The 19,378-nt window shown below is 62.1% G+C and carries 19 protein-coding genes; 11 read left to right on the top strand and 8 right to left on the bottom strand.

Annotated features, from left to right (window positions below):
* Positions 1-8: 8 nt before the first annotated feature.
* Positions 9-653, top strand: a complete 645-nt coding sequence (locus ACQ4WY_RS08355) for a transposase (protein ID WP_436503600.1) — start codon at positions 9-11, stop codon at positions 651-653.
* Between the two features lie 61 nt (positions 654-714).
* On the opposite strand, the gene ACQ4WY_RS08350 is transcribed toward ACQ4WY_RS08355, so the two are convergent.
* From ACQ4WY_RS08350 to gmk, 3 genes are all read right to left on the bottom strand, one after another.
* Positions 715-2,997 (bottom strand): RelA/SpoT family protein, encoded by a 2,283-nt coding sequence (locus ACQ4WY_RS08350; protein WP_436503599.1) that lies wholly within the window; start codon positions 2,995-2,997, stop codon positions 715-717.
* An 82-nt stretch (positions 2,998-3,079) separates the two neighbouring features.
* Positions 3,080-3,283: a DNA-directed RNA polymerase subunit omega gene (gene rpoZ, locus ACQ4WY_RS08345; protein ID WP_010400723.1), complete on the bottom strand. Its 204-nt coding sequence runs from the start codon at positions 3,281-3,283 to the stop codon at positions 3,080-3,082.
* A 59-nt stretch (positions 3,284-3,342) separates the two neighbouring features.
* A complete protein-coding gene (gene gmk / locus ACQ4WY_RS08340; protein WP_077407781.1) occupies positions 3,343-3,981 on the bottom strand; it encodes a guanylate kinase in 639 nt (212 codons plus the stop codon).
* Between the two features lie 211 nt (positions 3,982-4,192).
* Here gmk and ACQ4WY_RS08335 point away from each other — a divergent pair, with 211 nt between their 5' ends.
* Positions 4,193-4,603 (top strand): DoxX family protein, encoded by a 411-nt coding sequence (locus tag ACQ4WY_RS08335; protein ID WP_436503598.1) that lies wholly within the window; start codon positions 4,193-4,195, stop codon positions 4,601-4,603.
* Between the two features lie 8 nt (positions 4,604-4,611).
* Here the strand turns inward: ACQ4WY_RS08335 and ACQ4WY_RS08330 are convergent, their stop codons facing one another.
* A complete protein-coding gene (locus tag ACQ4WY_RS08330) occupies positions 4,612-5,502 on the bottom strand; it encodes a YicC/YloC family endoribonuclease (protein WP_034787070.1) in 891 nt (296 codons plus the stop codon).
* A 303-nt stretch (positions 5,503-5,805) separates the two neighbouring features.
* Between ACQ4WY_RS08330 and rph the strand changes: the two genes are divergently transcribed.
* From rph to hemW, 3 genes are all read left to right on the top strand, one after another.
* Positions 5,806-6,534 (top strand): ribonuclease PH, encoded by a 729-nt coding sequence (rph, locus tag ACQ4WY_RS08325; protein ID WP_436503597.1) that lies wholly within the window; start codon positions 5,806-5,808, stop codon positions 6,532-6,534.
* A 138-nt stretch (positions 6,535-6,672) separates the two neighbouring features.
* Positions 6,673-7,266 carry an RdgB/HAM1 family non-canonical purine NTP pyrophosphatase gene (rdgB, locus tag ACQ4WY_RS08320; protein WP_436503596.1) on the top strand — a complete coding sequence of 198 codons (594 nt, stop codon included), beginning with the start codon at positions 6,673-6,675 and terminating at the stop codon, positions 7,264-7,266.
* A complete protein-coding gene (gene hemW, locus ACQ4WY_RS08315; protein ID WP_436503595.1) occupies positions 7,263-8,537 on the top strand; it encodes a radical SAM family heme chaperone HemW in 1,275 nt (424 codons plus the stop codon). The genes rdgB and hemW overlap by 4 nt, the downstream gene beginning before the upstream one ends.
* Before the next feature lie 11 nt (positions 8,538-8,548).
* On the opposite strand, the gene ACQ4WY_RS08310 is transcribed toward hemW, so the two are convergent.
* The 3 genes from ACQ4WY_RS08310 to ACQ4WY_RS08300 all read right to left on the bottom strand — a co-directional run bounded on the left by ACQ4WY_RS08310 (position 8,549) and on the right by ACQ4WY_RS08300 (position 12,565).
* Positions 8,549-9,736 carry a tetratricopeptide repeat protein gene (locus tag ACQ4WY_RS08310; RefSeq protein ID WP_436503594.1) on the bottom strand — a complete coding sequence of 396 codons (1,188 nt, stop codon included), beginning with the start codon at positions 9,734-9,736 and terminating at the stop codon, positions 8,549-8,551.
* Between the two features lie 130 nt (positions 9,737-9,866).
* A complete protein-coding gene (locus ACQ4WY_RS08305; RefSeq protein WP_436503592.1) occupies positions 9,867-11,585 on the bottom strand; it encodes a methyl-accepting chemotaxis protein in 1,719 nt (572 codons plus the stop codon).
* A gap of 122 nt (positions 11,586-11,707) precedes the next feature.
* Entirely contained in the window at positions 11,708-12,565 is an 858-nt protein-coding gene (locus tag ACQ4WY_RS08300) for a patatin-like phospholipase family protein (protein WP_436503591.1), read from the bottom strand.
* 30 nt (positions 12,566-12,595) lie between these two features.
* Here ACQ4WY_RS08300 and ACQ4WY_RS08295 point away from each other — a divergent pair, with 30 nt between their 5' ends.
* A complete protein-coding gene (locus ACQ4WY_RS08295; protein ID WP_436503590.1) occupies positions 12,596-13,015 on the top strand; it encodes a hypothetical protein in 420 nt (139 codons plus the stop codon).
* Between the two features lie 67 nt (positions 13,016-13,082).
* Here ACQ4WY_RS08295 and tal read toward each other — a convergent pair whose 3' ends face one another.
* Positions 13,083-14,018: a transaldolase gene (tal, locus tag ACQ4WY_RS08290; protein WP_436503589.1), complete on the bottom strand. Its 936-nt coding sequence runs from the start codon at positions 14,016-14,018 to the stop codon at positions 13,083-13,085.
* A gap of 206 nt (positions 14,019-14,224) precedes the next feature.
* On the opposite strand from tal, the gene ACQ4WY_RS08285 reads away from it, so the two are divergent.
* The 5 genes from ACQ4WY_RS08285 (at position 14,225) to ACQ4WY_RS08265 (ending at position 19,366) form a co-directional block, all read left to right on the top strand.
* On the top strand, positions 14,225-17,068 hold the full coding sequence (locus ACQ4WY_RS08285) for a type VI secretion system Vgr family protein (protein WP_436503588.1): 2,844 nt from the start codon (positions 14,225-14,227) through the stop codon (positions 17,066-17,068).
* 35 nt (positions 17,069-17,103) lie between these two features.
* Positions 17,104-18,015: a DUF4123 domain-containing protein gene (locus ACQ4WY_RS08280; RefSeq protein WP_436503587.1), complete on the top strand. Its 912-nt coding sequence runs from the start codon at positions 17,104-17,106 to the stop codon at positions 18,013-18,015.
* Positions 18,012-18,536, top strand: coding sequence for a DUF3304 domain-containing protein (locus tag ACQ4WY_RS08275; RefSeq protein ID WP_436503586.1), 525 nt, complete (start codon positions 18,012-18,014; stop codon positions 18,534-18,536). The genes ACQ4WY_RS08280 and ACQ4WY_RS08275 overlap by 4 nt, the downstream gene beginning before the upstream one ends.
* 93 nt (positions 18,537-18,629) lie before the next feature.
* Positions 18,630-19,010, top strand: a complete 381-nt coding sequence (locus ACQ4WY_RS08270; RefSeq protein WP_436503585.1) for a hypothetical protein — start codon at positions 18,630-18,632, stop codon at positions 19,008-19,010.
* Positions 19,011-19,012: 2 nt separating this feature from the next.
* Entirely contained in the window at positions 19,013-19,366 is a 354-nt protein-coding gene (locus ACQ4WY_RS08265; protein ID WP_436503584.1) for a DUF3304 domain-containing protein, read from the top strand.
* Positions 19,367-19,378 lie beyond the last annotated feature (12 nt).

The following is a 19,378-nucleotide window of genomic DNA, read 5'->3' as shown; positions in this document are numbered from 1 at the left end:
GAGTTGTCATGCCCCGCCGCCTTCGGCTTGTCTTGCCCGGCGTTCCACTGCATGTAGTGCAGCGTGGAGTGAATCGCCAAGTATGCTTTCTTGATGGGAAGGATAAACAGCGTTATCTTGACTATCTGCGCAGTTGTTTAGCGCTTGTGCCATGTTATCTGCATGCGTATGTGGTGATGAGCAATCATGTGCATCTCTTGCTCTCCACACAAAGCGCAGCCTCCCTGTCGTCGTTGATGAAAATGCTGAGCCAGCGTTATGGGCAGTATTTCAACTGGCGTTATGGTCGCACCGGCAGCTTGTGGGAAGGTCGCTACAAATCTTGTCTGGTGCAGGGCGAGCGGTATTTATTGATTTGCCAGCGTTATATCGAACTCAATCCCGTTAGGGCCGGTATCGTGGCATTGCCTGGGCAATACTGCTGGTCCAGTTATCGGAGCAATGCGCAGGGTATGCATGATGATCTGCTGTCTCCGCATTCCTTGTATTTGATACTTGGAAGTGATGAGCTTGAACGGCAAAAAACATACCAATCATTATTTCAGGATAAATTTGGGGAGCGTTGCATCGGACAACTGCGAGAAGCAGTCAATGCTGAATTTGCGGTAGGCGATCAGGCGTTTTTACGGCGAGTTGCAGAACTGAGCCGGTAGTCAGCAGCGGAAAACTGGGGTCAGACCCGACGGGTCTGACCCCGGCTCTATGCCAACAATTTTAGTTGCGTTCGCGCAGTATGCGGTTGACCCCGGCGACCCGGCGCACATTGCGCAGCAGGGCGGCCAGGTGGACGCGATCCTTGACTTGCACGGTGAAGCGCAGCTGGTCGAGGACGTTGTCCTTGTCTTCGTCCATGCCCACATAGATGATGTTGGCGTCGGACTCGCCGATTTCGGCGGCCACGCGGGCCAGGATGCCCCGTTCGCTGTTGATCAGGACCTTGATGCGGCAGTCGAAGCGGCGGTTCAGTTCGGTTCCCCAGCGTACGGCGATCCAGCGGTCCGGTTCCTTGGCGCGCTGGCGCTTGGCTTGCGTGCAGTCGCTGGTGTGCACCAGCAAGCCCTGGTCGCGGCGCAGCTGGCCGATGATCTGGTCGCCGGGAATCGGCAAACAGCATGGCGCCAGTTGCACGGAGACACCTTCGCTGCCGCAGATGGTGACGGGGTCGAGCTCGCTGCCGCTATTGTGTTCCACCGGCATGCTGGCCGCTTCGCCGCCGATCAGGCCGAAGATGTGGCGCGCCACCAGGGTGGCCATGCGCTTGCCGATGCCGATGTCCGCGTACAGCTCGTCCATGGAATTGGCGCTCGATTCGTTGAGCAGGCGTTCTACCAGCGGCGCCGGCAGGTCGGCGTCGATGTTCAGGGTGTGCAGCGCCTGCGACAGCAATTGCTGGCCCAGGGCGATCGATTCGGGCAGGTTGATCGTGCGCAAATGGTGGCGGATGGCCGAACGGGCCTTGCCGGTGCGCACGAACGACAGCCACGTCGGGCTGGGGCGCGACGAGGAATCGGTGATGATTTCCACGATGTCGCCATTGTGCAGCTCGGTGCGCAGGGGCGAGGTTTCGTTGTTGATCTTGACGGCCACGGTCTGGTCGCCGATGCCCGTGTGGATCGAATAGGCGAAGTCGATGGCGGTGGCGCCGCGCGGCAGGGCGATGATCTTCGATTTCGGCGTAAATACGTAGACGGAATCGGGGAACAGGTCGACCTTGACGTGTTCGAGGAATTCGGCCGAGTCACCCGTCTGCTGCTGGATGTCGAGCAAGGATTGCAGCCACGCATGCGTGCGCTGCTGCAAGTCGGACGGGTTCGATTCGCCGCTCTTGTACAGCCAATGCGCCGCCACGCCGGATTCGGCCGTGCGGTGCATTTCCTGCGTGCGGATCTGGAATTCGACGGGTGTGCCGTAGGGGCCGATGACGGTCGTGTGCAGCGACTGGTAGCCGTTCAGCTTGCGGATCGCGATGTAATCCTTGAACTTGCCCGGCATGGGCTTGTACAGGCTGTGCAGGGTGCCCAGGGTCACGTAACAGTCGGCAAAACTGCCCACCACCACGCGGAAGCCGTACACGTCCAGCACTTGCGAGAACGACAAATGCTTGCTGCGCATCTTTTTATAGATGTCGTACAGGGTCTTTTCGCGGCCAGTGACGTCGGCCTCCAGTTCGGCCATGGACAGGGTGCTTTTCACCGCTTCCATGATCTTGTTGACCACTTCGCGCCGGTTGCCGCGCGCCGCCTTGACGGCTTTCGCCAGGGTGCGGTAGCGCATCGGATACAGGTGCGAGAACGACAGGTCCTGCAGCTCGTGGTAAATATTGTTCAGGCCGAGGCGGTGCGCGATCGGCACGTACACTTCCATGGTCTCGCTGGCGATGCGGCGCTTTTTCGCCGCCGTCATGAAGTCCAGCGTGCGCATATTGTGCAGGCGGTCGGCCAGCTTGATCAGGATCACGCGCACGTCCGACGCCATGGCCAGCAGCATCTTGCGGAAGTTTTCCGCCTGCGCTTCGATCTGGCTCTGGAATTCGATCTTTTCCAGCTTCGACAGGCCGTCGACCAGGTGCGCCACGGGCGCGCCGAAACGCTCGATCAACTCGTCCTTCTTGACGTCCTGGTCTTCCATGACGTCGTGCAGCAGGGCGGCCATGATGGCTTGCGCGTCGAGTTTCCAGTCGGCGCAGATTTCTGCGACGGCGATCGGGTGCGAGATATACGGCTCGCCCGAGCGGCGCATCTGGCCCAGGTGCATTTCGTCGGAGAAGCGGTAGGCTTCCTTGACTTTTTTCAGGTCGGCGGGAGACAGGTATTCGGCCAGCTTGTCGGCCAGGTGGCTGACGGAGGCCACACCCAGGGCGGGCGCTGGCGGTACTGCGGGGATATTGCTGCCGGACGTGCCGGTGCCGGACGCGGAAGCGCCCTGCGATTTTGCCGCCTGGCGCGAGGCCAGGGGCGGCAGTGCTGCGGAAGTCGTGTCGGCTGGGGTCAGACTCATAAAACGTCGCGTTGCTTCACAGTGTGAATAAAAGATACGGTAGAACCAGGGGTCAGCACTGTTCCGGCACGCGGGTTCCCACTTACATCGGGACCTTTTTCAGCATTTCGATGCCGACTTTACCGGCAGCGATTTCACGCAGTGCGACAACGGTAGGCTTGTCCTTGGCTTCCACCTTAGGCGTGTGGCCTTGCAACAACTGACGTGCGCGATAAGTCGCAGCCAGGGTCAGCTGGAAACGGTTAGGGATCTGCTTCAGGCAATCTTCGATTGTGATACGGGCCATAGTAACTCCTAAATTTTATGCGTGGTGCGTGGCGCTGTGTGAACTGGCGTGCAGACTAATTACTCTGCGTGCAGGCCCAGCTGGGCGAATAGCGATGCGTTGCGGGCCGCTTGTTGCGCAAACCGGCAACGGGCCGCTCTCACGATCGCGCTCAGTTCGGACAAAGCGACCGTAAACTCTTCATTGATAATAACATACTCGAACTCGGGAGCGTGTGCGATTTCGCCGCCGGCCGCCAGCAGGCGGCGCGTGATCACGTGCGGCTCGTCCTGGCCACGCTTGTTCAGCCGTTCTTCCAGCGCATCGATCGATGGCGGCAGGATGAAAATGCCGGCCGCGCGGGGGAATTGCTTGCGCACCTGGCGCGCGCCTTGCCAGTCGATTTCCAGCAGGATATCGGTGCCGGCCAGCATTTGCTGTTCCACCATGATGCGCGATGTGCCGTAGTAATTGCCATGCACTTCCGCCCATTCCAGGAATTCGCCCTGGTCGGCGCGCGCGACAAAGTCTTCCGCCGTCGTGAAGTAATACTCGCGGCCATGCTGCTCGCCCGGACGGGGCGCGCGCGTGGTGGTCGAGATCGATAATTTGATGCCGGGCTCTTGCGCCAGCAATGCATTGACCAGTGTCGATTTGCCGGCGCCCGATGGCGCGGCGACCACGAACAGGCTGCCGGAGAAGGCGGTAGGGTGGCTCATGCGGATCTTTCCATATGCGTGTGATGGCGGCGTTTGCGCTTGCATGGACGCCGCCCAATTCGGTATTTTACCAAGAGGCAAGGCGGCGAGCCAGCCCCGCGATGCGCCTTGCCGCCAGGCTTGCGCATATTTTGCTTGTTATCTTGAGGAAATAGTTATCTAATTTAGAATGGTTTTTTCTTGATAATTATTCTGTCGACAGGATGCGCGCATGAAAAATTTCCCCTTCCTCAGTGCTGCCCAGGCCATGCTCTTGCTGCGCGTGGCCATCGCCGTGATGTTCATGGCGCACGCCATCACGCGCATCGCCAATGGCACCATTCCCCGCTTTGCCGGTTTCCTGGAAGACAAGGGATTTATTTACGGCCTGGCCGTGGTGTGGGCGATTACCGTCGTCGAGATCGTTTGCGGCAGTTTGCTCATCGTCGGAAAATACACGCGCTGGGCGGCGGCCGGGCTGATGGTGATCTGCGTCGGCGGCATCGTCATCGTGCATGCGGCCAAGGGCTGGTTCGTGGGCGAGCATGGCGCCGGCGGCGTGGAATACAGCATCGTGCTGTTTGTCGCCTGCGTCGTCATCGCCGCCGGCGACAGGGGGCGCGCCGGAGCGCGCCTGGCCTGAAGGAGCGCTTACTCCAGGTTCTGCACCTGTTCGCGCATCTGCTCGATCAGCAGCTTCAAGTCCATCGAGGCGTCGGCCAGTTCCTTGACGGACGCCTTGGCGCCCAGCGTGTTGGCTTCGCGATTCAGTTCCTGCATCATGAAGTCGAGGCGTTTGCCCACTTGCCCGCCCTTGGTGAGGATGTGGCGCGTTTCGCCCAGGTGGGCCGACAGGCGCGCCAGTTCTTCCGACACGTCGATGCGGATGCCGTACAAGATGACTTCCTGGCGGATGCGCTCCATGGCGTCCTGGCGCGACAGGGCTGAATTCGAGCCCTGGCTGGCCAGGCCCAGCGCATCCTGCATGCGCTCGATGGCTTTTTGCTGGAAGGCCGCCACCACTTGCGGAATCAAAGGGGTGATGCGCTTGACGATGGCTTCCATCGCTTCGATGCGCGATACCAGCACCGCTTCGAGCGCCGCGCCTTCGCGTTTGCGGCTGTCGACGAAGGCGGCCACGGTGCGTTTGGTCAGCGCGCCCACGTCCGCCTGCAAGGACTCTTGTCCCACTTGCGCTTCTTCGATGATGCCAGGCCAGCGCAGCAGTTCGGCCACCGTCATGACGGGGGCGGAGACAAAATGCTGGCCCACTTCGTTTTGCAGGCGCGCCAGTTCGGCCAGCAGGGGCAGGTTCAGCGCCTGCGTGCCGGCCGTCGCGGCCTTGCGGCCAAAGCTCAGACGTACCTCGACTTTGCCGCGCGTGATGGCGGACATGACGGCGGCGCGCAAGTCTGGCTCCAGGGCCCGCAGATCGTCGTTGATCCGGAATTGCAGGTCGAGAAAGCGTGAGTTGACGCTCTTGATTTCAATTGTCAGTGTGCCTGCAGCACCTTCGCTGGTGGCAACCGCGTAGCCTGTCATGCTTGAAATGCTCAAAGGATTCCCCGATTTGGTCTTGTATACAGTCACTTATACACTTAATCAGCCAGCGCAGGCAATACCGCCCGCGCCGCAAAAACAGAACCGCATGGTCTGATGGCCTGAAAATTGCTGAATAGTGTGCGTTTTACGGCATTGTAAAGAAAATTGTGTTTGGCGGGGCAGGATTGTAGGGATCATGTGTGCGCCGCCCGCCATTGCGTCTTGCGCTGTTGCATGGCTGCAAATAGACGGGCGCACGGTGGTAAAATCGCTGCCGCAACCCCAATCACACAGGACAATCCCATGACATTTGAATCCCGCCCGAGCGGCCGCGCCGTCGACGCGCTGCGCGCCATCCGCATCACCCGCCAGTACACCAAGCATGCCGAAGGCTCGGTGCTGATCGAGTGCGGCGATACCAAGGTTATCTGCACCGCCAGCATCGAAGACAAGGTGCCGGGTTTCCTGAAAGGCAAGGGACAGGGCTGGTTGACGGCCGAGTACGGCATGCTGCCACGCTCGACGCACACGCGCATGGACCGTGAAGCGGCGCGCGGCAAGCAGTCCGGCCGCACGCAGGAAATCCAGCGCCTGATCGGCCGCTCGCTGCGCGCCGCCTTTGATTTGCAAGCGTTCGGCGAACGCACCCTGCACCTCGATTGCGACGTCATCCAGGCCGATGGCGGCACGCGCACGGCCTCGATCACGGGCGCCATGGTGGCCGCGTATGACGCGTTTTCCCAGTTGCAGGCGCGCGGTGCGATCGCCGCCATCCCCGTCAAAAGCTTTGTCGCCGCCATCTCGGTGGGCGTCTACCAGGGCATGCCGGTGCTGGACCTGGATTACGTGGAAGACTCCGGCTGCGACACGGACATGAACGTCGTGATGACGGAAGCGGGCCACTTTATCGAAGTGCAGGGCACGGCCGAAGGCGCCGCGTTTGACCGCGCAGGCATGAACCGCTTGCTGGACCTGGCGCAGGGCGGCATTGCCGACTTGATCGCCCTGCAGAAGCAGGCGCTCGACCTTTAATCTTTACATGGATTTACATCCTGTCGCCCGCCGCGCCGGGCAAAAAGCCCACACCTGCCGCCGTTGAGCGCGGCGGCGGGCCAAGGTGAGGGTAGCGCAAAAGGTTTACAATGTCGGCACTTCAACCGGACTACTGACATGACCCAACGCCTCATCCTCGCCTCGAATAACGCCGGCAAGCTCAAGGAATTCAACGAGCTGCTCTCGACCATCGGCTTCTCCGTCCACGCCCAGGGCGAGTATGCCGTGCCGGAAAGCGACGAACCGTTCCACACCTTCGTTGAAAACGCCTTGCAAAAGGCGCGCCACGCGTCGCGCCTGACGGGCTTGCCGGCGCTGGCTGACGATTCCGGCGTGTGCGTCAATGCGCTCGGCGGCGCACCGGGCGTGTATTCGGCCCGCTATGCGGGCGAGCCGAAATCGGATGCCGCCAACAGCGCCAAACTGATCGCCGACCTCGAGGCGCATGCCGACAAGTCCGCGTATTACTACTGCGTGCTGGTGTATGTGCGCCATGCGGATGACCCGCAGCCGGTGATCGCCGACGGCCGCTGGAATGGCGAAATGATCGCCACGCCGCGCGGCAACGGCGGCTTTGGCTACGATCCGCATTTCTTTATTCCCGCGCTGGGCAAGTGCGCGGCCGAACTGACGTCCGACGAAAAGAACGCGCTGTCGCACCGTGGCCAGGCCCTGCGCGCGCTGCTCGACAAGCTGCGGACCCTGCGATGATTCCGATCAAACTGGTGGGCGCCGTTGCCAAATCTGCAGCGAAGCCGGGACCCTCGCCCGCGCCGCAGGAAGGCATTTCCGGCGCGGCCGGGGCGGCCCTGAAATACCTGCAGCCGGGCGCGCTGAACCTGACGGCCCTGCCGCCGCTGTCGCTGTACATCCATTTCCCGTGGTGCGTGAAGAAATGCCCGTATTGCGATTTCAATTCGCATGAGGTGCGCGGCGACTTGCCGGAAGAGGAATACCTGGCCGCCCTGCGGCTGGACCTGGAAATGGCGCTGCCGCTGATCTGGGGCCGCAAGATCCACACCATCTTCATCGGCGGCGGCACGCCCAGCCTGATGTCGGCGGCGGGGCTGGACCGGCTGATGTCGGATGTGCGCACCTTGCTGCCCCTGGAGCCTGATTGCGAAATCACCATGGAAGCCAATCCGGGCACCTTTGAAGCGGAAAAATTCAAGTCTTACCGGGCCAGCGGCATCAACCGCCTGTCGATTGGCATCCAGAGTTTCAATGGCCGCCACCTGCAGGCGCTGGGGCGCATCCATGACGACAAGGAAGCGCGCCGCGCGGTGGACATCGCGCACGCGAATTTCGATAACTTCAATCTCGACCTGATGTACGCGCTGCCCACGCAAACCCTGGCCGAGGCGCAGCAGGACCTGGAAACGGCGCTCTCGTTCGCGCCGCCACACCTGTCGCTGTACCACCTGACGCTCGAACCGAACACCCTGTTCGCCAAGTATCCGCCCGTGCTGCCGGACGACGACGAGAGCGCCGATATCGCCGACATGGTGGCCGCGCGCGCGGCGCAGGCCGGCTATGGCCGCTACGAAGTGTCGGCCTATGCGCAGCCGGGCCGCCAAGCGAAGCACAACCGCAATTACTGGGAATTCGGCGACTACCTGGGTATCGGCGCGGGCGCCCACTCGAAGATTTCGTTCCCGCACCGCGTGCTGCGCCAGGCCCGCTACAAGCAGCCGCGCGCCTATATGGACGCGGTGCTGGCCGGTAATCCGGTGCAGGAAGAGCGCGAACTGGCGCGCGAGGAAATGGGTTTTGAATTCATGCTCAATACCCTGCGCCTGACGCAGGGCTTTTCGCCGAACCTGTTCGCCGAGCGCACGGGCCTGGCCCTCAACGCCATCGAGCAGCCGCTGAACGCGGCCGAAGCGAAAGGCTTGCTGTACCGCGACCACCAGGTCATCCGCCCGACGGAGCTGGGATTGTGCTTCCTGAATGACCTGCAGCAGATGTTCCTGGAAGACTGACGCTGCTTATCCTAATGCGCGGTGGCGGCGCGCAGGCGCTGCAGCTTGGCCGCGTACAGCCCGTGCTCGCTGCGCGTGGTGCTGTTGTCCATCGCCAGTTCCAGCTGCCTGTCCGCCTGCGCCAGCTGGCCCATGCGCGCATAGGCCTGCGCCAGCCAGAAGTGAAATTCATGGTAATAGGGGTCGCGCGCGATCTCGCGCTTGAACAGGCGCGCCGCCTCCTGGTAGTTGGCGCTTTCCATGGCGCGCTGGCCCAGGTTGAAAAAGTGGAAGGGCGGCTCTGGCTGCAGGGCCAGCAATTTGCGTCGCAGCAGTTGCGCTTCGTCCGTGCGTCCCAGGCCGTCGAGTGCCTGCGCCAGGTTGGACAGCAGCACGGTGTTTGATGGCGAGCGCTCCAGTGCGTAAGCGAGCGTGCGCCGCGCCGGCTCGATGTCGCCATGGCGCAGCTGGATGATGCCCAGCGTATTGAAGGCGCCCGCAAACGTGGGGTCTTTCAGGATGGCGGCGCGGGCATACCAGTAGGCTTGATCGAGCTCGCCGCTGGCCATGGTTTCGGCAGCGCGATTGTTGAGGTACATGGCCAGGATGGTCGCCTCGCCGACTTGCAGCGTGCGCTGACCGGTGAGGTCTTCGCCAGGCAGGAAGTCGATGAGCAGGATGGCATCGGCGTCGTAGCCGACGGTATTGCTGGCGGCACGGCGTTCCAGCGCGAGATTGACGTGGCCGGCGACGAAATACATGCCACCGCTGCGGCTCCAGCTTTCTTCTCCCAATACCACCTGGTAGTGCACATCGAGCCCCATTTCCTTGGCCAGCGCGGCCGTCATCAGCACGAGGGACAGGCAATTGCCGCTGCGCGCATCAAACGCCTGTGCCGCCGTGCGCGTCATGGCGGCATCATATTCCAGCTGCAGTCCGGCCCTGTTGCCCAGGGCAGCGGCGAGGGCGCGGCGGGGATTCTTGCTGCGCGCCTCGCGCGCGATATCGACACGCACATAGAGCCGCATGGCGTCGCTCACGGCAAACGCCTGCTGCGGGTCGACCGGCACGGCCGGCGCGGCAAAGCTGGCATCGTTGAACAGGTCGGGCGGAGGTGGGGTGGTGGGCGCCGTGGCGCAGCCGGCAAGGGCTGCACACAGCAGCAAGGGGCATAAGAGGCCCAGGCACAGCTGTTCGCTGATGCCGCAGATACTTTTCATGTTCGTGCTCCCGCAGAACAATGTCAGGCGCAATATGTATTGCTGCCGGTGGAGCGCCACGCCACCTGAAGCAAGTATCCTCGCGCGCCACGGCGCTGTCAAACCCTTTTAACTGGCGGCGCTGCCAGCCTTAAAACTCTTCCCAGTCCTGCTCGCCAGCCATGTGCGCCTGGGGCTTGCGCGCAGGAGGCGCGCTCCTGGCCGCGATGCCAGGCTGCCTGGCGGCGGTGCTCCTGGCCACCGGCTTGGCCAGCTGGGTGGGCGCCGGCCGCGCGGTGCGTACCGGCGCCGCCGTGACCACGTGTTCGAGCTGGAAGCCGGCTGCCACTTGCGCCAGTCGCGCGGCCTGGTCCTGCATGCTTTCGGCCGCGGCCGCCGCTTCTTCCACCAGGGCCGCATTTTGCTGCGTCACCTGGTCCATCTGCGCGATGGCCTGGTTGACCTGGTCGATGCCCATGCTTTGCTCGGCGCTGGCGGCAGTGATCTCGGCCATGATGTCGGTGACTCTGCGCACGCTGTCGACCACTTCGCCCATGGTGCTGCCGGCTTGCTGCACCAGCCGCGTGCCGTTGTTGACCTGCTCCACCGAGTCGCCGATCAGGGTCTTGATTTCGCGCGCGGCCGCGGCCGAGCGTTGCGCCAGGCTGCGCACTTCCGTGGCGACGACGGCAAAGCCGCGCCCCTGTTCGCCGGCCCTGGCCGCCTCGACGGCCGCGTTCAAGGCCAGGATATTCGTCTGGAAAGCGATGCCGTCGATGACGCCGATGATGTCGACGATTTTCGTCGATGCCGTGTCGATGGCGCCCATGGTGTCGACCACCTGGCTGACGATGCTGCCGCCCCGTTCGGCCACGCCGGAGGCGGCCACCGCCATCTGGTTGGCCTGGCGCGCATTGTCCGCATTCTGCTTCACGGTGCTGGTCAGTTCTTCCATCGACGACGCTGTCTCTTCCAGCGAACTGGCCTGCTGTTCCGTGCGCGCCGACAAGTCCTGGTTGCCGGCGGCGATTTCGCCCGACGCCGTGGCAATCGCCTTGGTACCCGTCTGCACTTCCGATACCACCTTGCGCAGTGCCTCGTTCATGCCGTGCAAGGCGCGCATCAGGTCGCCGATTTCATCGCTGGCAGGCGTGCCGAAATGCGTGCGCAAATCGCCGTCGGCCACCGTTTCGGCCACTTTCACGGCGGCCTTCAAGGGCTGCGTGATCGAACGCGTGATCAGCCAGGCGCAGACGCTGCCCAGCGCCACCACCAGCGCGCACAAGGTCAGCAGCAGGGTGAAGCTGCGCCCGTTGGCCGCCTCGATCGCTTGCGCCGTGGCGTCGATGGCCTGGCGTTGCTGCGACAGCAGAGCCTTGACGTTGTTCTGGTACCTGGCGGCGGCTGGCGCAAAGCTGTCGCGGTAGGTGCTTTCCGCCTGCGCCGCGTTGCCGGCCTTGCGCGCATTCATCACCAGGGTCTTGGCATCCTGGTATTTGACGCGCTCGGCAATGGACGCCTTGAAAATGCTTTTTTCCTCGTCGCTGTCGAGCAGCGCTTCGATCTTCTTCAGCAGTTCGCTGCCCTGTTTCGTGCTGTCGGCGATGGTGTCGGCAAATACGCTCGACAGGGTTTCATCGGTGCTCCTGGCGATCATCGAGGTGCGCGCGATGGCCGAGTAAATCAGCACGTACCAGTCCGATACCAGGCGTTCCTTGGCCAGCGGTTTTTCCATCATTTGCCGCGTTGCTTCGGCATTCACGCGGGCGCTGTACAGCGCGTATGAGGTGGAGATCACGGACAGCAGCAGCACCAGCGCGAAGCCTGCAGCCAGGCGCGTGCCGATACGAAGTTGGGAGAGGGCGTGCATGGTTTGAATTCCTGTCGCAGAGGGATTGAAGGTTGCCTGTGCGACATAGTATGCACTGATAAGTGACCAATAGGCGAGGGAAAAGCGCGCTTGTTGCTGCCCCTGTTGCAGTCTTGCCCGTGCTACAGATCGCCCGCCTGGCGCAGGTCCGGCTGCTCGGCCCAGCGGGCGAAGGCGGCCGCCATGCGTTCGCTCTCCGCGATGGCGCGGCGCCAGTCGCGCATGCGCGCCGCGTGGCCTTGCCCGTAATAGGGGAAGTCGCGCCGGTCCGGCAGTTTGCCGTTGGGCAGGCTGGCCACGAAGGCGGGCGAGGGCGAGACGAGGATCATGTTGTCGAGTGCGCTATCGCCGCTGCGCGCGCGGCGCCAGGGCATGGCCTTGTCCAGCCAGCCCGGCACGATGTGGTCGGCAAAATGCGGGTATAGCACCAGGTCCGGTTCGCGCTGGTAAGGCAGGTGCAGATGATAGTCGACCAGGCCGCCGTCCCAGTAGCGCCCGGACGGCGCGCCGGGGATGTCCGTCACGGCATCGAGCACCAGCGGGATGGAGCCGGAGGCCAGCAGCGCGTCGCGCAGGTTGTCTTGCGCCAGCGGCACGAAATGGGAATGAAAGGCGTCGAAGCGCGAGCGCAGCCAGCTGGCGCCGTCCGGCCCGGCATGGAACACCGCGCGTTCCAGTGATGCGGCCAGGCGCGCGCGCGCCACGGCATTGCCGGCGGCCGCCAGCAGGAAGCCGCGCCGGTCGCGCCATTTGCCCGGCTGCGCCAGCGCGCCGATGCCGCGCACGGCCAGCACCGACAGGCTGTGGTCCTTGTGCCGCAGCAGCTGCGCATCCTGGCCATCGAGGACGGCATCGAGCAGGGCGCGGCAGGTGCGGCTGACGTGCGCCGCCTCGGGCTTGTCGGGATAGCGCTGGCCCACGTATTCGCGCACCAGGCGGCGCTGCGCGGCCACCGGGTCGGAAAACACGGCAGCGGCCATGCGTCAGGCGCCGATCGAGGCACCGACAAAGTGGCGCGGGCGCGGCCCCTGCGCCAGGAAGTCGCCGCACTGCCAGCGACCGGCACGTTCACCTGCGATGCAGGCACGTTCACGGCGCCAAGCTATACGGGTGGCAGCAGCGTCTCGTCGACCGCTAACTTCGGTACCGCCAGCGGCAATGCCAGCATGTCCTTCGATGCCTCCGGCGCCAAAATAGCGCTGACCATCGACGCCAGCGCAGGTGGCAGCACGGGTAAAGTAGCGGCTTCGACGACCATGGCTTCGGCCGCGTCGAGCAGCATCACCGGCGGCTACTTGTCGAATGGCACGGGCGCGCAGTTGATGCTGGGCGACGGCGGTGCTGGCCGCTATCTGCTGATCGCCGCTTACAGGGCGCAACTGGCAAATGGCGCCAATTACCAGGGCGTGGCCACATTCCGTTGTTCCTGATCACGCGGGCATGAAAAAAGCGGCGCCGTGCATTGCACGGACGCCGCTTTTTTTACGCACGTCGTGATTAGCGCAGTGCCGAGATCATCTGTTTCAGCTTGCCGGAATCGACGCAGAAGGCGCGGATGCCTTCGGCCAGTTTTTCCGTCGCCATCGCGTCTTCATTCATCATGAAGCGGAAGGCTTCTTCGTTCAGCGACATTTGCACGATGTTGGTCGATGGCGCCACTTCGGCGCTCAGCTTGCGTTCCACCGGCGCATCGCTGTCGGCCAGCTTTTGCAGCAGGTCGGGACTGATGGTGAGCAGGTCGCAGCCGGCCAGTTCGAGGATTTGCGACGTGTTGCGGAAGCTCGCGCCCATCACCTCGGTCTTGTAGCCGAACTTGCGATAGTAATTGTAGATGCGGCGTACCGATTGCACGCCCGGGTCTTCCGCGCCCACGTAGTCGATACCCGTCGATTTCTTGTACCAGTCGTAGATGCGGCCGACGAACGGAGAAATGAGCTGCGCGCCCGCTTCGGCGCAAGCGATGGCCTGGGCCAGCGAGAACAGCAGGGTCATATTGCAGCGGATGCCTTCCTTTTCAAGGATAGCGGCGGCGCGGATGCCTTCCCAGGTGGAGGCGATCTTGATCAGCACGCGCTCGCGGGCAATGCCGGCGTTCGAATACAGGGCGATCAGGTCGCGGCCCTTGGCCACCGTGCCTTCCGTGTCGAACGACAGGCGCGCATCGACTTCGGTGGAGACGCGGCCCGGGATGGTTTGCAGGATTTCCACGCCAAACGCGATCAGCAGGCGGTCGATGATTTCGGCGGTGGAGGCATGCGGATGGTCGCGCACGGCTTTTTCCAGCAGCGGCTTGTATTCATCCTTTTGCACGGCCTTCAGGATCAGCGACGGATTCGTCGTCGCATCGCGCGGCGTGTAAGCCTGGATCGATTGGAAGTCGCCGGTGTCGGCCACCACGGTAGTAAATTGCTTCAGTTGTTCGAGTTGGTTCATGGCTGCACGGGAAAGAGTGAATGGGCTTGCCGGGGTATTGTACCGAATCCCTTGCATGAAGCCTCGACTATTGTCTTCCCGCGCACTACTTGTTCAATTGAATCTTGCTTTTTTGAGAACTCGCGCATAATTGCCTGGACTTGTTTATTTTGCACATTGTTTTGATAAGTAATGTGCGATGCCATTTTCCAGATGAAGAGCATCCTTTGACACAAGATATCGTTAGCGCGGTAGCCGCCTTCAATGGCGCGACACGCCTGTATGCATTGTCCATTGGCGACGACGGCCAGGACGGCGGCTTGCTGGTCGAAGCCTTTGCCGCCGATGAACGGCTGCAGGAGGTTGGCGCGCGCGAGATTATCGCCTTGTCCACCAACGCCCATGTTGCGCTGGCGTCCCTGCTGGGCCAGCCGGCCAGCCTGCATATCAGCCTGGCCGACGGCACGCGCACGCAGTTTTCCGGCTATATCAGCGTAGCGGCCATGCTGGGCAGCAATGGCGGCCTGGCGCGCTACCGGCTGCGCATTACGCCTTGGCTGTGGCTGCTGACGCAAGTGCGTAACAGCCGCGTCTGGCAAGATCGGAGCGTGACGGCCATCGTCGACGAGGTATTGCAAGCCTATGCGCCGCATGCCCTGTGGCAATGGAGCGACGAAGTGGCGCAGTGCATGCAGCAGGCGGGCGAGCGCAGCTATTGCTGCCAATACCGGGAAACGGACTACGATTTCGTGCGCCGGCTGCTGACGGAAGAGGGCATCGCCTGGCGCTTCGACGCGCACACATTGATTTTGTTCGCCGACAGCAGCCAGCCGTGCGCCACGCCCGAGGACGCCAGCAGCGCGCAAGGCGGTGGCTTGCGCTTTCATGGCGCCAGGGCCGGCGAAGCGAGCGACAGCGTGCAGGCGCTGTGCGCGCGGCGCAGCCTGCACGTCGGGCTGAGTAGCGTGCTGAGCTACGATTACAAGGCCAAGAAGGCGGTCGCCGCCAGCGTGCCGACGAATATGGCCATCGGCGGCAAGCATGCCCCCGTGCTGGAAAGTTACGATACGCCGGGCCAGTACTGGTATGCGAATGGCGCGCAGGCACAGCACTATGCCGCCTTGCAGATGCAGGCCCACGAAGCGCGCGCCCAGTTGTGGCAGGCGCGCTCGACAGTACGCACCTTGCGCGCCGGCACGCGGTTTACCCTGACGCAGGGACCGTTGCCGCAGGCCGACGGTGCCGCGTCCGACTATGTCGTGCTCCGGGTGGCCAGCATCGGCATCAACAACCTGCCGGCGCCCGCGTCGCAGGCGCTGGCTGAACTGTTCGGCCCGGTGCCCGAACTGCTGGACGAAGCCATGTCCGGGTTGGGCGATGGTTTTTCCGACTTTGCCGCCGCGATCGCCCAGGCGCAAGCCAGCGGTTACGCCAACTGCATCGAGATGATTGCCGCCGCAACGCCATGGCGGCCTGTGCATGACGGCAACGACGCGCGCCACCATCCGAAGCCGACGGCCTGCGGCAGCCAGAGCGCCATCGTGGTCGGTGCCGACGGCGGCGCCAGCGGCGGCAGCGAGATCCATTGCGACAAGCTGGGCCGGGTGCGCATCCGTTTCCACTGGCAGCAGGAGGGTAGCGCCACCTGCTGGGTGCGCGTGGCGCAGCGCTCGGCCGGCGGCGGCATGGGCAGCCAGTTTCTGCCGCGCATCGGCCAGGAAGTGCTGGTGCAATTCCTGGAAAACGATATCGACCGGCCCCTCATCGTCGGCGCCCTGTACAACGGGCAGGGCGAGGGCGGTGTCGCACCCACGCCGGGCGGCATCACGGACAAGCCCGCGGACGCCAGCGTATTCGACCCGGCGCGTGACCATGCGCCGTCGGCGCAGGGCAACGTGGCGGGCGGCAACAGCCCGGTCTGGCATGGCGCGGCTGGGGGCAGCGCCGGCCACCGCAACGGCGCGGCGCAATGGGGTATCCGCAGCAAGGAGTTCGGCTCCACCGGTTACAACCAGCTGCTGTTCGACGATACCGATCAGCAGGGGCGCATCCAGCTCAAGAGCAGCCATGCGGCAAGCGAACTCAATCTTGGCCACCTGATCCATGCGGCCGACAATTACCGGGGCAGCCTGCGCGGCACGGGCGCCGAGCTACGCACCGACGCTTATGGCGCCGTGCGGGCTGGTGCCGGACTCCTGATTTCCAGCTACCTCGTCAACCATGACGCGCAGGCGCGCGATCCGGCCGGCGACAATGCGCCGGGCATGGTCTTGCTCAAGCAGGCCGCCAAGCTGGGCGAAACCTTCAGCGCCGCCGCCGTCACGCATAAGACGGTCGCGTACGCCAGCCACCTGGGCCCGGCCAAGGCGAATGCCAGCGTGCTGGACGAAAAGGCGGCGCCCTTGCCAGCGTTTCTGACCAGCGTCTCCGGCATGCTGAGCCAGGACGATACGGCCGCCGCCAGGCGCGACGCGGCGGGCAAGCCGACCAGCCCCGGCGACGACAAGCTGCCGCACAGCAGCGACGCCATCATCGCCATCGCCGCCCGCGCCGGTCTGGGCGTGCTGGCGAGCCAGGATATCCAGCTGGCGAATGGCGAAACCACCTCCCTGATGAGCGGGCTGGACACCCAGTTCGTCGGCGGCGGCCAGCTGCGCGTGCACAGCGGCCAGGCCATCGGCGCCCTGGCCGGCGTGGTCAAGGCGGGCGAGAACAATATCGGCCTGCAGCTGATCGCAGCCAAGCAGGCCATCGACCTGCAGGCGCAGGCCGACGTGCTCAACGTGCAGGCGCGCGAGGAAGTCAATATCGTCAGCGCCGCCGCGCACATCGACTGGGCGGCGGCCAAGAGCATCCGTCTGTCGACGGCGGGCGGCGCGAATATCACGATCGAGGGCGGCAACATCACCGTTCAATGTCCCGGCAAGATCACGGTACATGCCGGCAAGAAGAGTTTTATCGGGCCGGAACGGTTGGCTTATCCATTGCCCAGATTTTCCCGTTCCATATGCAAACGATGCAGGCTTAATGCCGCCAAATCAGGTTCGCCTTTTTCTATGGTGAATGAGTGATCAGCCAAAAATATCCGTTAAAGGAGTATGAATAGGTGAGTATTAATATGTTTCCCGCTGATTGGAAAGCATCATTGCATACGCGCTTGCAGGCGTTTCGCTGCCAATTTCCCGACGCGCATACATATGCGCTGGTCGATGGCGTTTTTGACGAGTCGTGTTATCCATTGCTTAAGCGTGCGCAGCACCTGCAATATGAGTTGCTGTTTGCCGGTACGCCATGTGCTGATGAAGAAACTTTGACAGTTTCTCCGCTGCTGGTTGAGTTTCGCGATGCAGGTCGTTTTACTTGGGAACGACTGCTTGAGAAAGCCAATGGTCATCCGGCGCTCAGTTTGATCGTCACGCCGGAGCCGTTGAGCCAACTGGCGGCCCGCTTGGCAGCATGGTGCATTGTTGACGCCGCCGACTATACGGTGGCATTGTCGTTTGCCGATACCCGCATTTTGCCGCAGCTTTTCAAGATATTGACGGCGCAGCAGTTGGGCCAGCTTTGTGGGCCGGCACACCATTGGCAATATGTCACGCGTAACGGCGACTGGGGTGACTTGACCTTGCCTGGTGAGGCGCTTCCGGCGGCGGTTGGCATATCGTTAAGCGAGCAGCAATGCGCTCAACTGATGCGCGCGGCGGAAGGCGACGGTATCCTGTTCCAAGTGCGCGCGACCAGTCCTCACTTGTTAGAGCCCCATACTGCGGAACACGCCCATGCCCTGGTCGAATATTGGCTGGATTGTGCCGATCATGCACGGCTCGAAGCACCGCCAGATCGATTTGACGTATGTATATTTGGCCTCGAAAATCCAGGCCTGCAAGCACAGCCGCAACTTGTGTCCTGGCTAGCTGAACCTGCACAGGCACAAGTGCCAGCTGCATTGTTTGAACTATGGCTGGCAGAGCGATCCTCTGTCGATGTGTCGACGTTATCGGTGGAGACAAAGTCATGATTGTCTTGTTCAGACAGTGGCTGTGGCGAGGCCTCTTGCTGGCCGCATGTTTACCCGGCGTCGCCATGGCCGCGAGCATTCAGGCGCTGAATTATTCTTCGCGCGAAGTCGATTACATCGCGGTTGAAAATCCTGGCAATACCAACAGCGGCGGCGGTGGTGATTCGATCCGTCCATACGGGCAGGGCGGATCGATATGCTGTTTCAGCGTGCCGGAAAAGTGGCATGCGGATTTGAAGGTCGTGGTGGTTTATCAGTTGTCCCCGGACCCGACCTTTCATCGCGAGACGGTCAGTGTTCCACCGTATCCGGATGGGAAGGGAGGTGATATCTGGCTGATCGTCTATGAAGATGGCAGCGTGGGAGCCGTGGTGTCGCTTTACGGACCGAGCCGACCGGAGTGGCCGGGAAAAATCAAGGGGTATCCGGTGCCGACGAAGGAGTATCGGAATGAGCGTCGTAAGGATAAACTAAAGAGAGAGAAATACGCTCGTTTTTTTGGAAAAAAGATTGCAGCGTGATTTTTATACTCTGTCAGACGAAAAGATAAAAGAAAAAAAAGAAATTATTGAATTTCAAAAAAAAGTTGTCCAAAGTTTAGAAGGGAATGTGCGATGACAGATTTTTTGGTCGATAGCTATTCTGTGGATAAAAATTATCCATCTGGCAAGGACCGTTTTTTTGACGGAATTAATGAAATGGATGAAATTATAGAATTTATGAAGAAGCGTGAGTGCCCACTTCCCGGCATCCCGCCCCCATGTGATGTCAATCTGTTTTTCGGCTTCTTCTTCGATGGCACCAACAATAATATGGAGTGGGATGTGCCGTTTCACTCGCACAGCAATGTGGCGCGCTTGTATCGTGCATTTCCTAGCGGTAAAGATACGCATGGCAGTGACGTTTGGCTATGCAAACTGGATACGCAACTGAACGTTAGTAAGGGCGTCAAGGCACGCGCGCTGAGTCTTGGCCATTTATGCATAGGGATGTAACCATGAATACGTTACTCAAGAGCCAACTATGGCGAGGTCTTTTGCTGGCCGTAAGCTTACCCGGCGTCGCCATGGCCGCGAGCATTCAGGCGCTGAATTATTCTTCGCGCGAAGTCGATTACATCGCGGTTGAAAATCCTGGCAATACCAACAGCGGCGGCGGTGGCGATTCGATCCGTCCATACGGGCAGGGCGGGTCGATATGCTGTTTCAGCGTGCCGGAAAAGTGGCATGCGGATTTGAAGGTGGTGGTGGTCTATCAGTTGTCCCCGGACCCAACCTTTCATCGCGAGACGGTCAGTGTGCCACCGTATCCGGATGGGAAGGGAGGTGATATCTGGCTGATCGTCTATTAAGATGGCAGCGTG

Origin of the sequence: Janthinobacterium salmonicoloratum (genome assembly GCF_051380845.1) — a bacterium.
GTDB classification, from domain to species: domain Bacteria; phylum Pseudomonadota; class Gammaproteobacteria; order Burkholderiales; family Burkholderiaceae_D; genus Janthinobacterium; species Janthinobacterium lividum_F.
The sequence above is the reverse complement of the archived record's forward strand: the minus strand, read 5'-3'. Positions and strand labels throughout refer to the sequence as shown.

What these genes read in the sequence shown, in the direction of transcription:
- ACQ4WY_RS08355 (WP_436503600.1), top strand. Translation starts at nt 9, where the DNA reads ATGCCCCGCCGCCTTCGGCTTGTCTTGCCCGGCGTTCCACTGCATGTA.
- ACQ4WY_RS08350 (WP_436503599.1), bottom strand. Translation starts at nt 2,997, where the DNA reads ATGAGTCTGACCCCAGCCGACACGACTTCCGCAGCACTGCCGCCCCTG.
- rpoZ (WP_010400723.1), bottom strand. Translation starts at nt 3,283, where the DNA reads ATGGCCCGTATCACAATCGAAGATTGCCTGAAGCAGATCCCTAACCGT.
- gmk (WP_077407781.1), bottom strand. Translation starts at nt 3,981, where the DNA reads ATGAGCCACCCTACCGCCTTCTCCGGCAGCCTGTTCGTGGTCGCCGCG.
- ACQ4WY_RS08335 (WP_436503598.1), top strand. Translation starts at nt 4,193, where the DNA reads ATGAAAAATTTCCCCTTCCTCAGTGCTGCCCAGGCCATGCTCTTGCTG.
- ACQ4WY_RS08330 (WP_034787070.1), bottom strand. Translation starts at nt 5,502, where the DNA reads ATGACAGGCTACGCGGTTGCCACCAGCGAAGGTGCTGCAGGCACACTG.
- rph (WP_436503597.1), top strand. Translation starts at nt 5,806, where the DNA reads ATGACATTTGAATCCCGCCCGAGCGGCCGCGCCGTCGACGCGCTGCGC.
- rdgB (WP_436503596.1), top strand. Translation starts at nt 6,673, where the DNA reads ATGACCCAACGCCTCATCCTCGCCTCGAATAACGCCGGCAAGCTCAAG.
- hemW (WP_436503595.1), top strand. Translation starts at nt 7,263, where the DNA reads ATGATTCCGATCAAACTGGTGGGCGCCGTTGCCAAATCTGCAGCGAAG.
- ACQ4WY_RS08310 (WP_436503594.1), bottom strand. Translation starts at nt 9,736, where the DNA reads ATGAAAAGTATCTGCGGCATCAGCGAACAGCTGTGCCTGGGCCTCTTA.
- ACQ4WY_RS08305 (WP_436503592.1), bottom strand. Translation starts at nt 11,585, where the DNA reads ATGCACGCCCTCTCCCAACTTCGTATCGGCACGCGCCTGGCTGCAGGC.
- ACQ4WY_RS08300 (WP_436503591.1), bottom strand. Translation starts at nt 12,565, where the DNA reads ATGGCCGCTGCCGTGTTTTCCGACCCGGTGGCCGCGCAGCGCCGCCTG.
- tal (WP_436503589.1), bottom strand. Translation starts at nt 14,018, where the DNA reads ATGAACCAACTCGAACAACTGAAGCAATTTACTACCGTGGTGGCCGAC.
- ACQ4WY_RS08275 (WP_436503586.1), top strand. Translation starts at nt 18,012, where the DNA reads ATGATTGTCTTGTTCAGACAGTGGCTGTGGCGAGGCCTCTTGCTGGCC.
- ACQ4WY_RS08270 (WP_436503585.1), top strand. Translation starts at nt 18,630, where the DNA reads ATGACAGATTTTTTGGTCGATAGCTATTCTGTGGATAAAAATTATCCA.
- ACQ4WY_RS08265 (WP_436503584.1), top strand. Translation starts at nt 19,013, where the DNA reads ATGAATACGTTACTCAAGAGCCAACTATGGCGAGGTCTTTTGCTGGCC.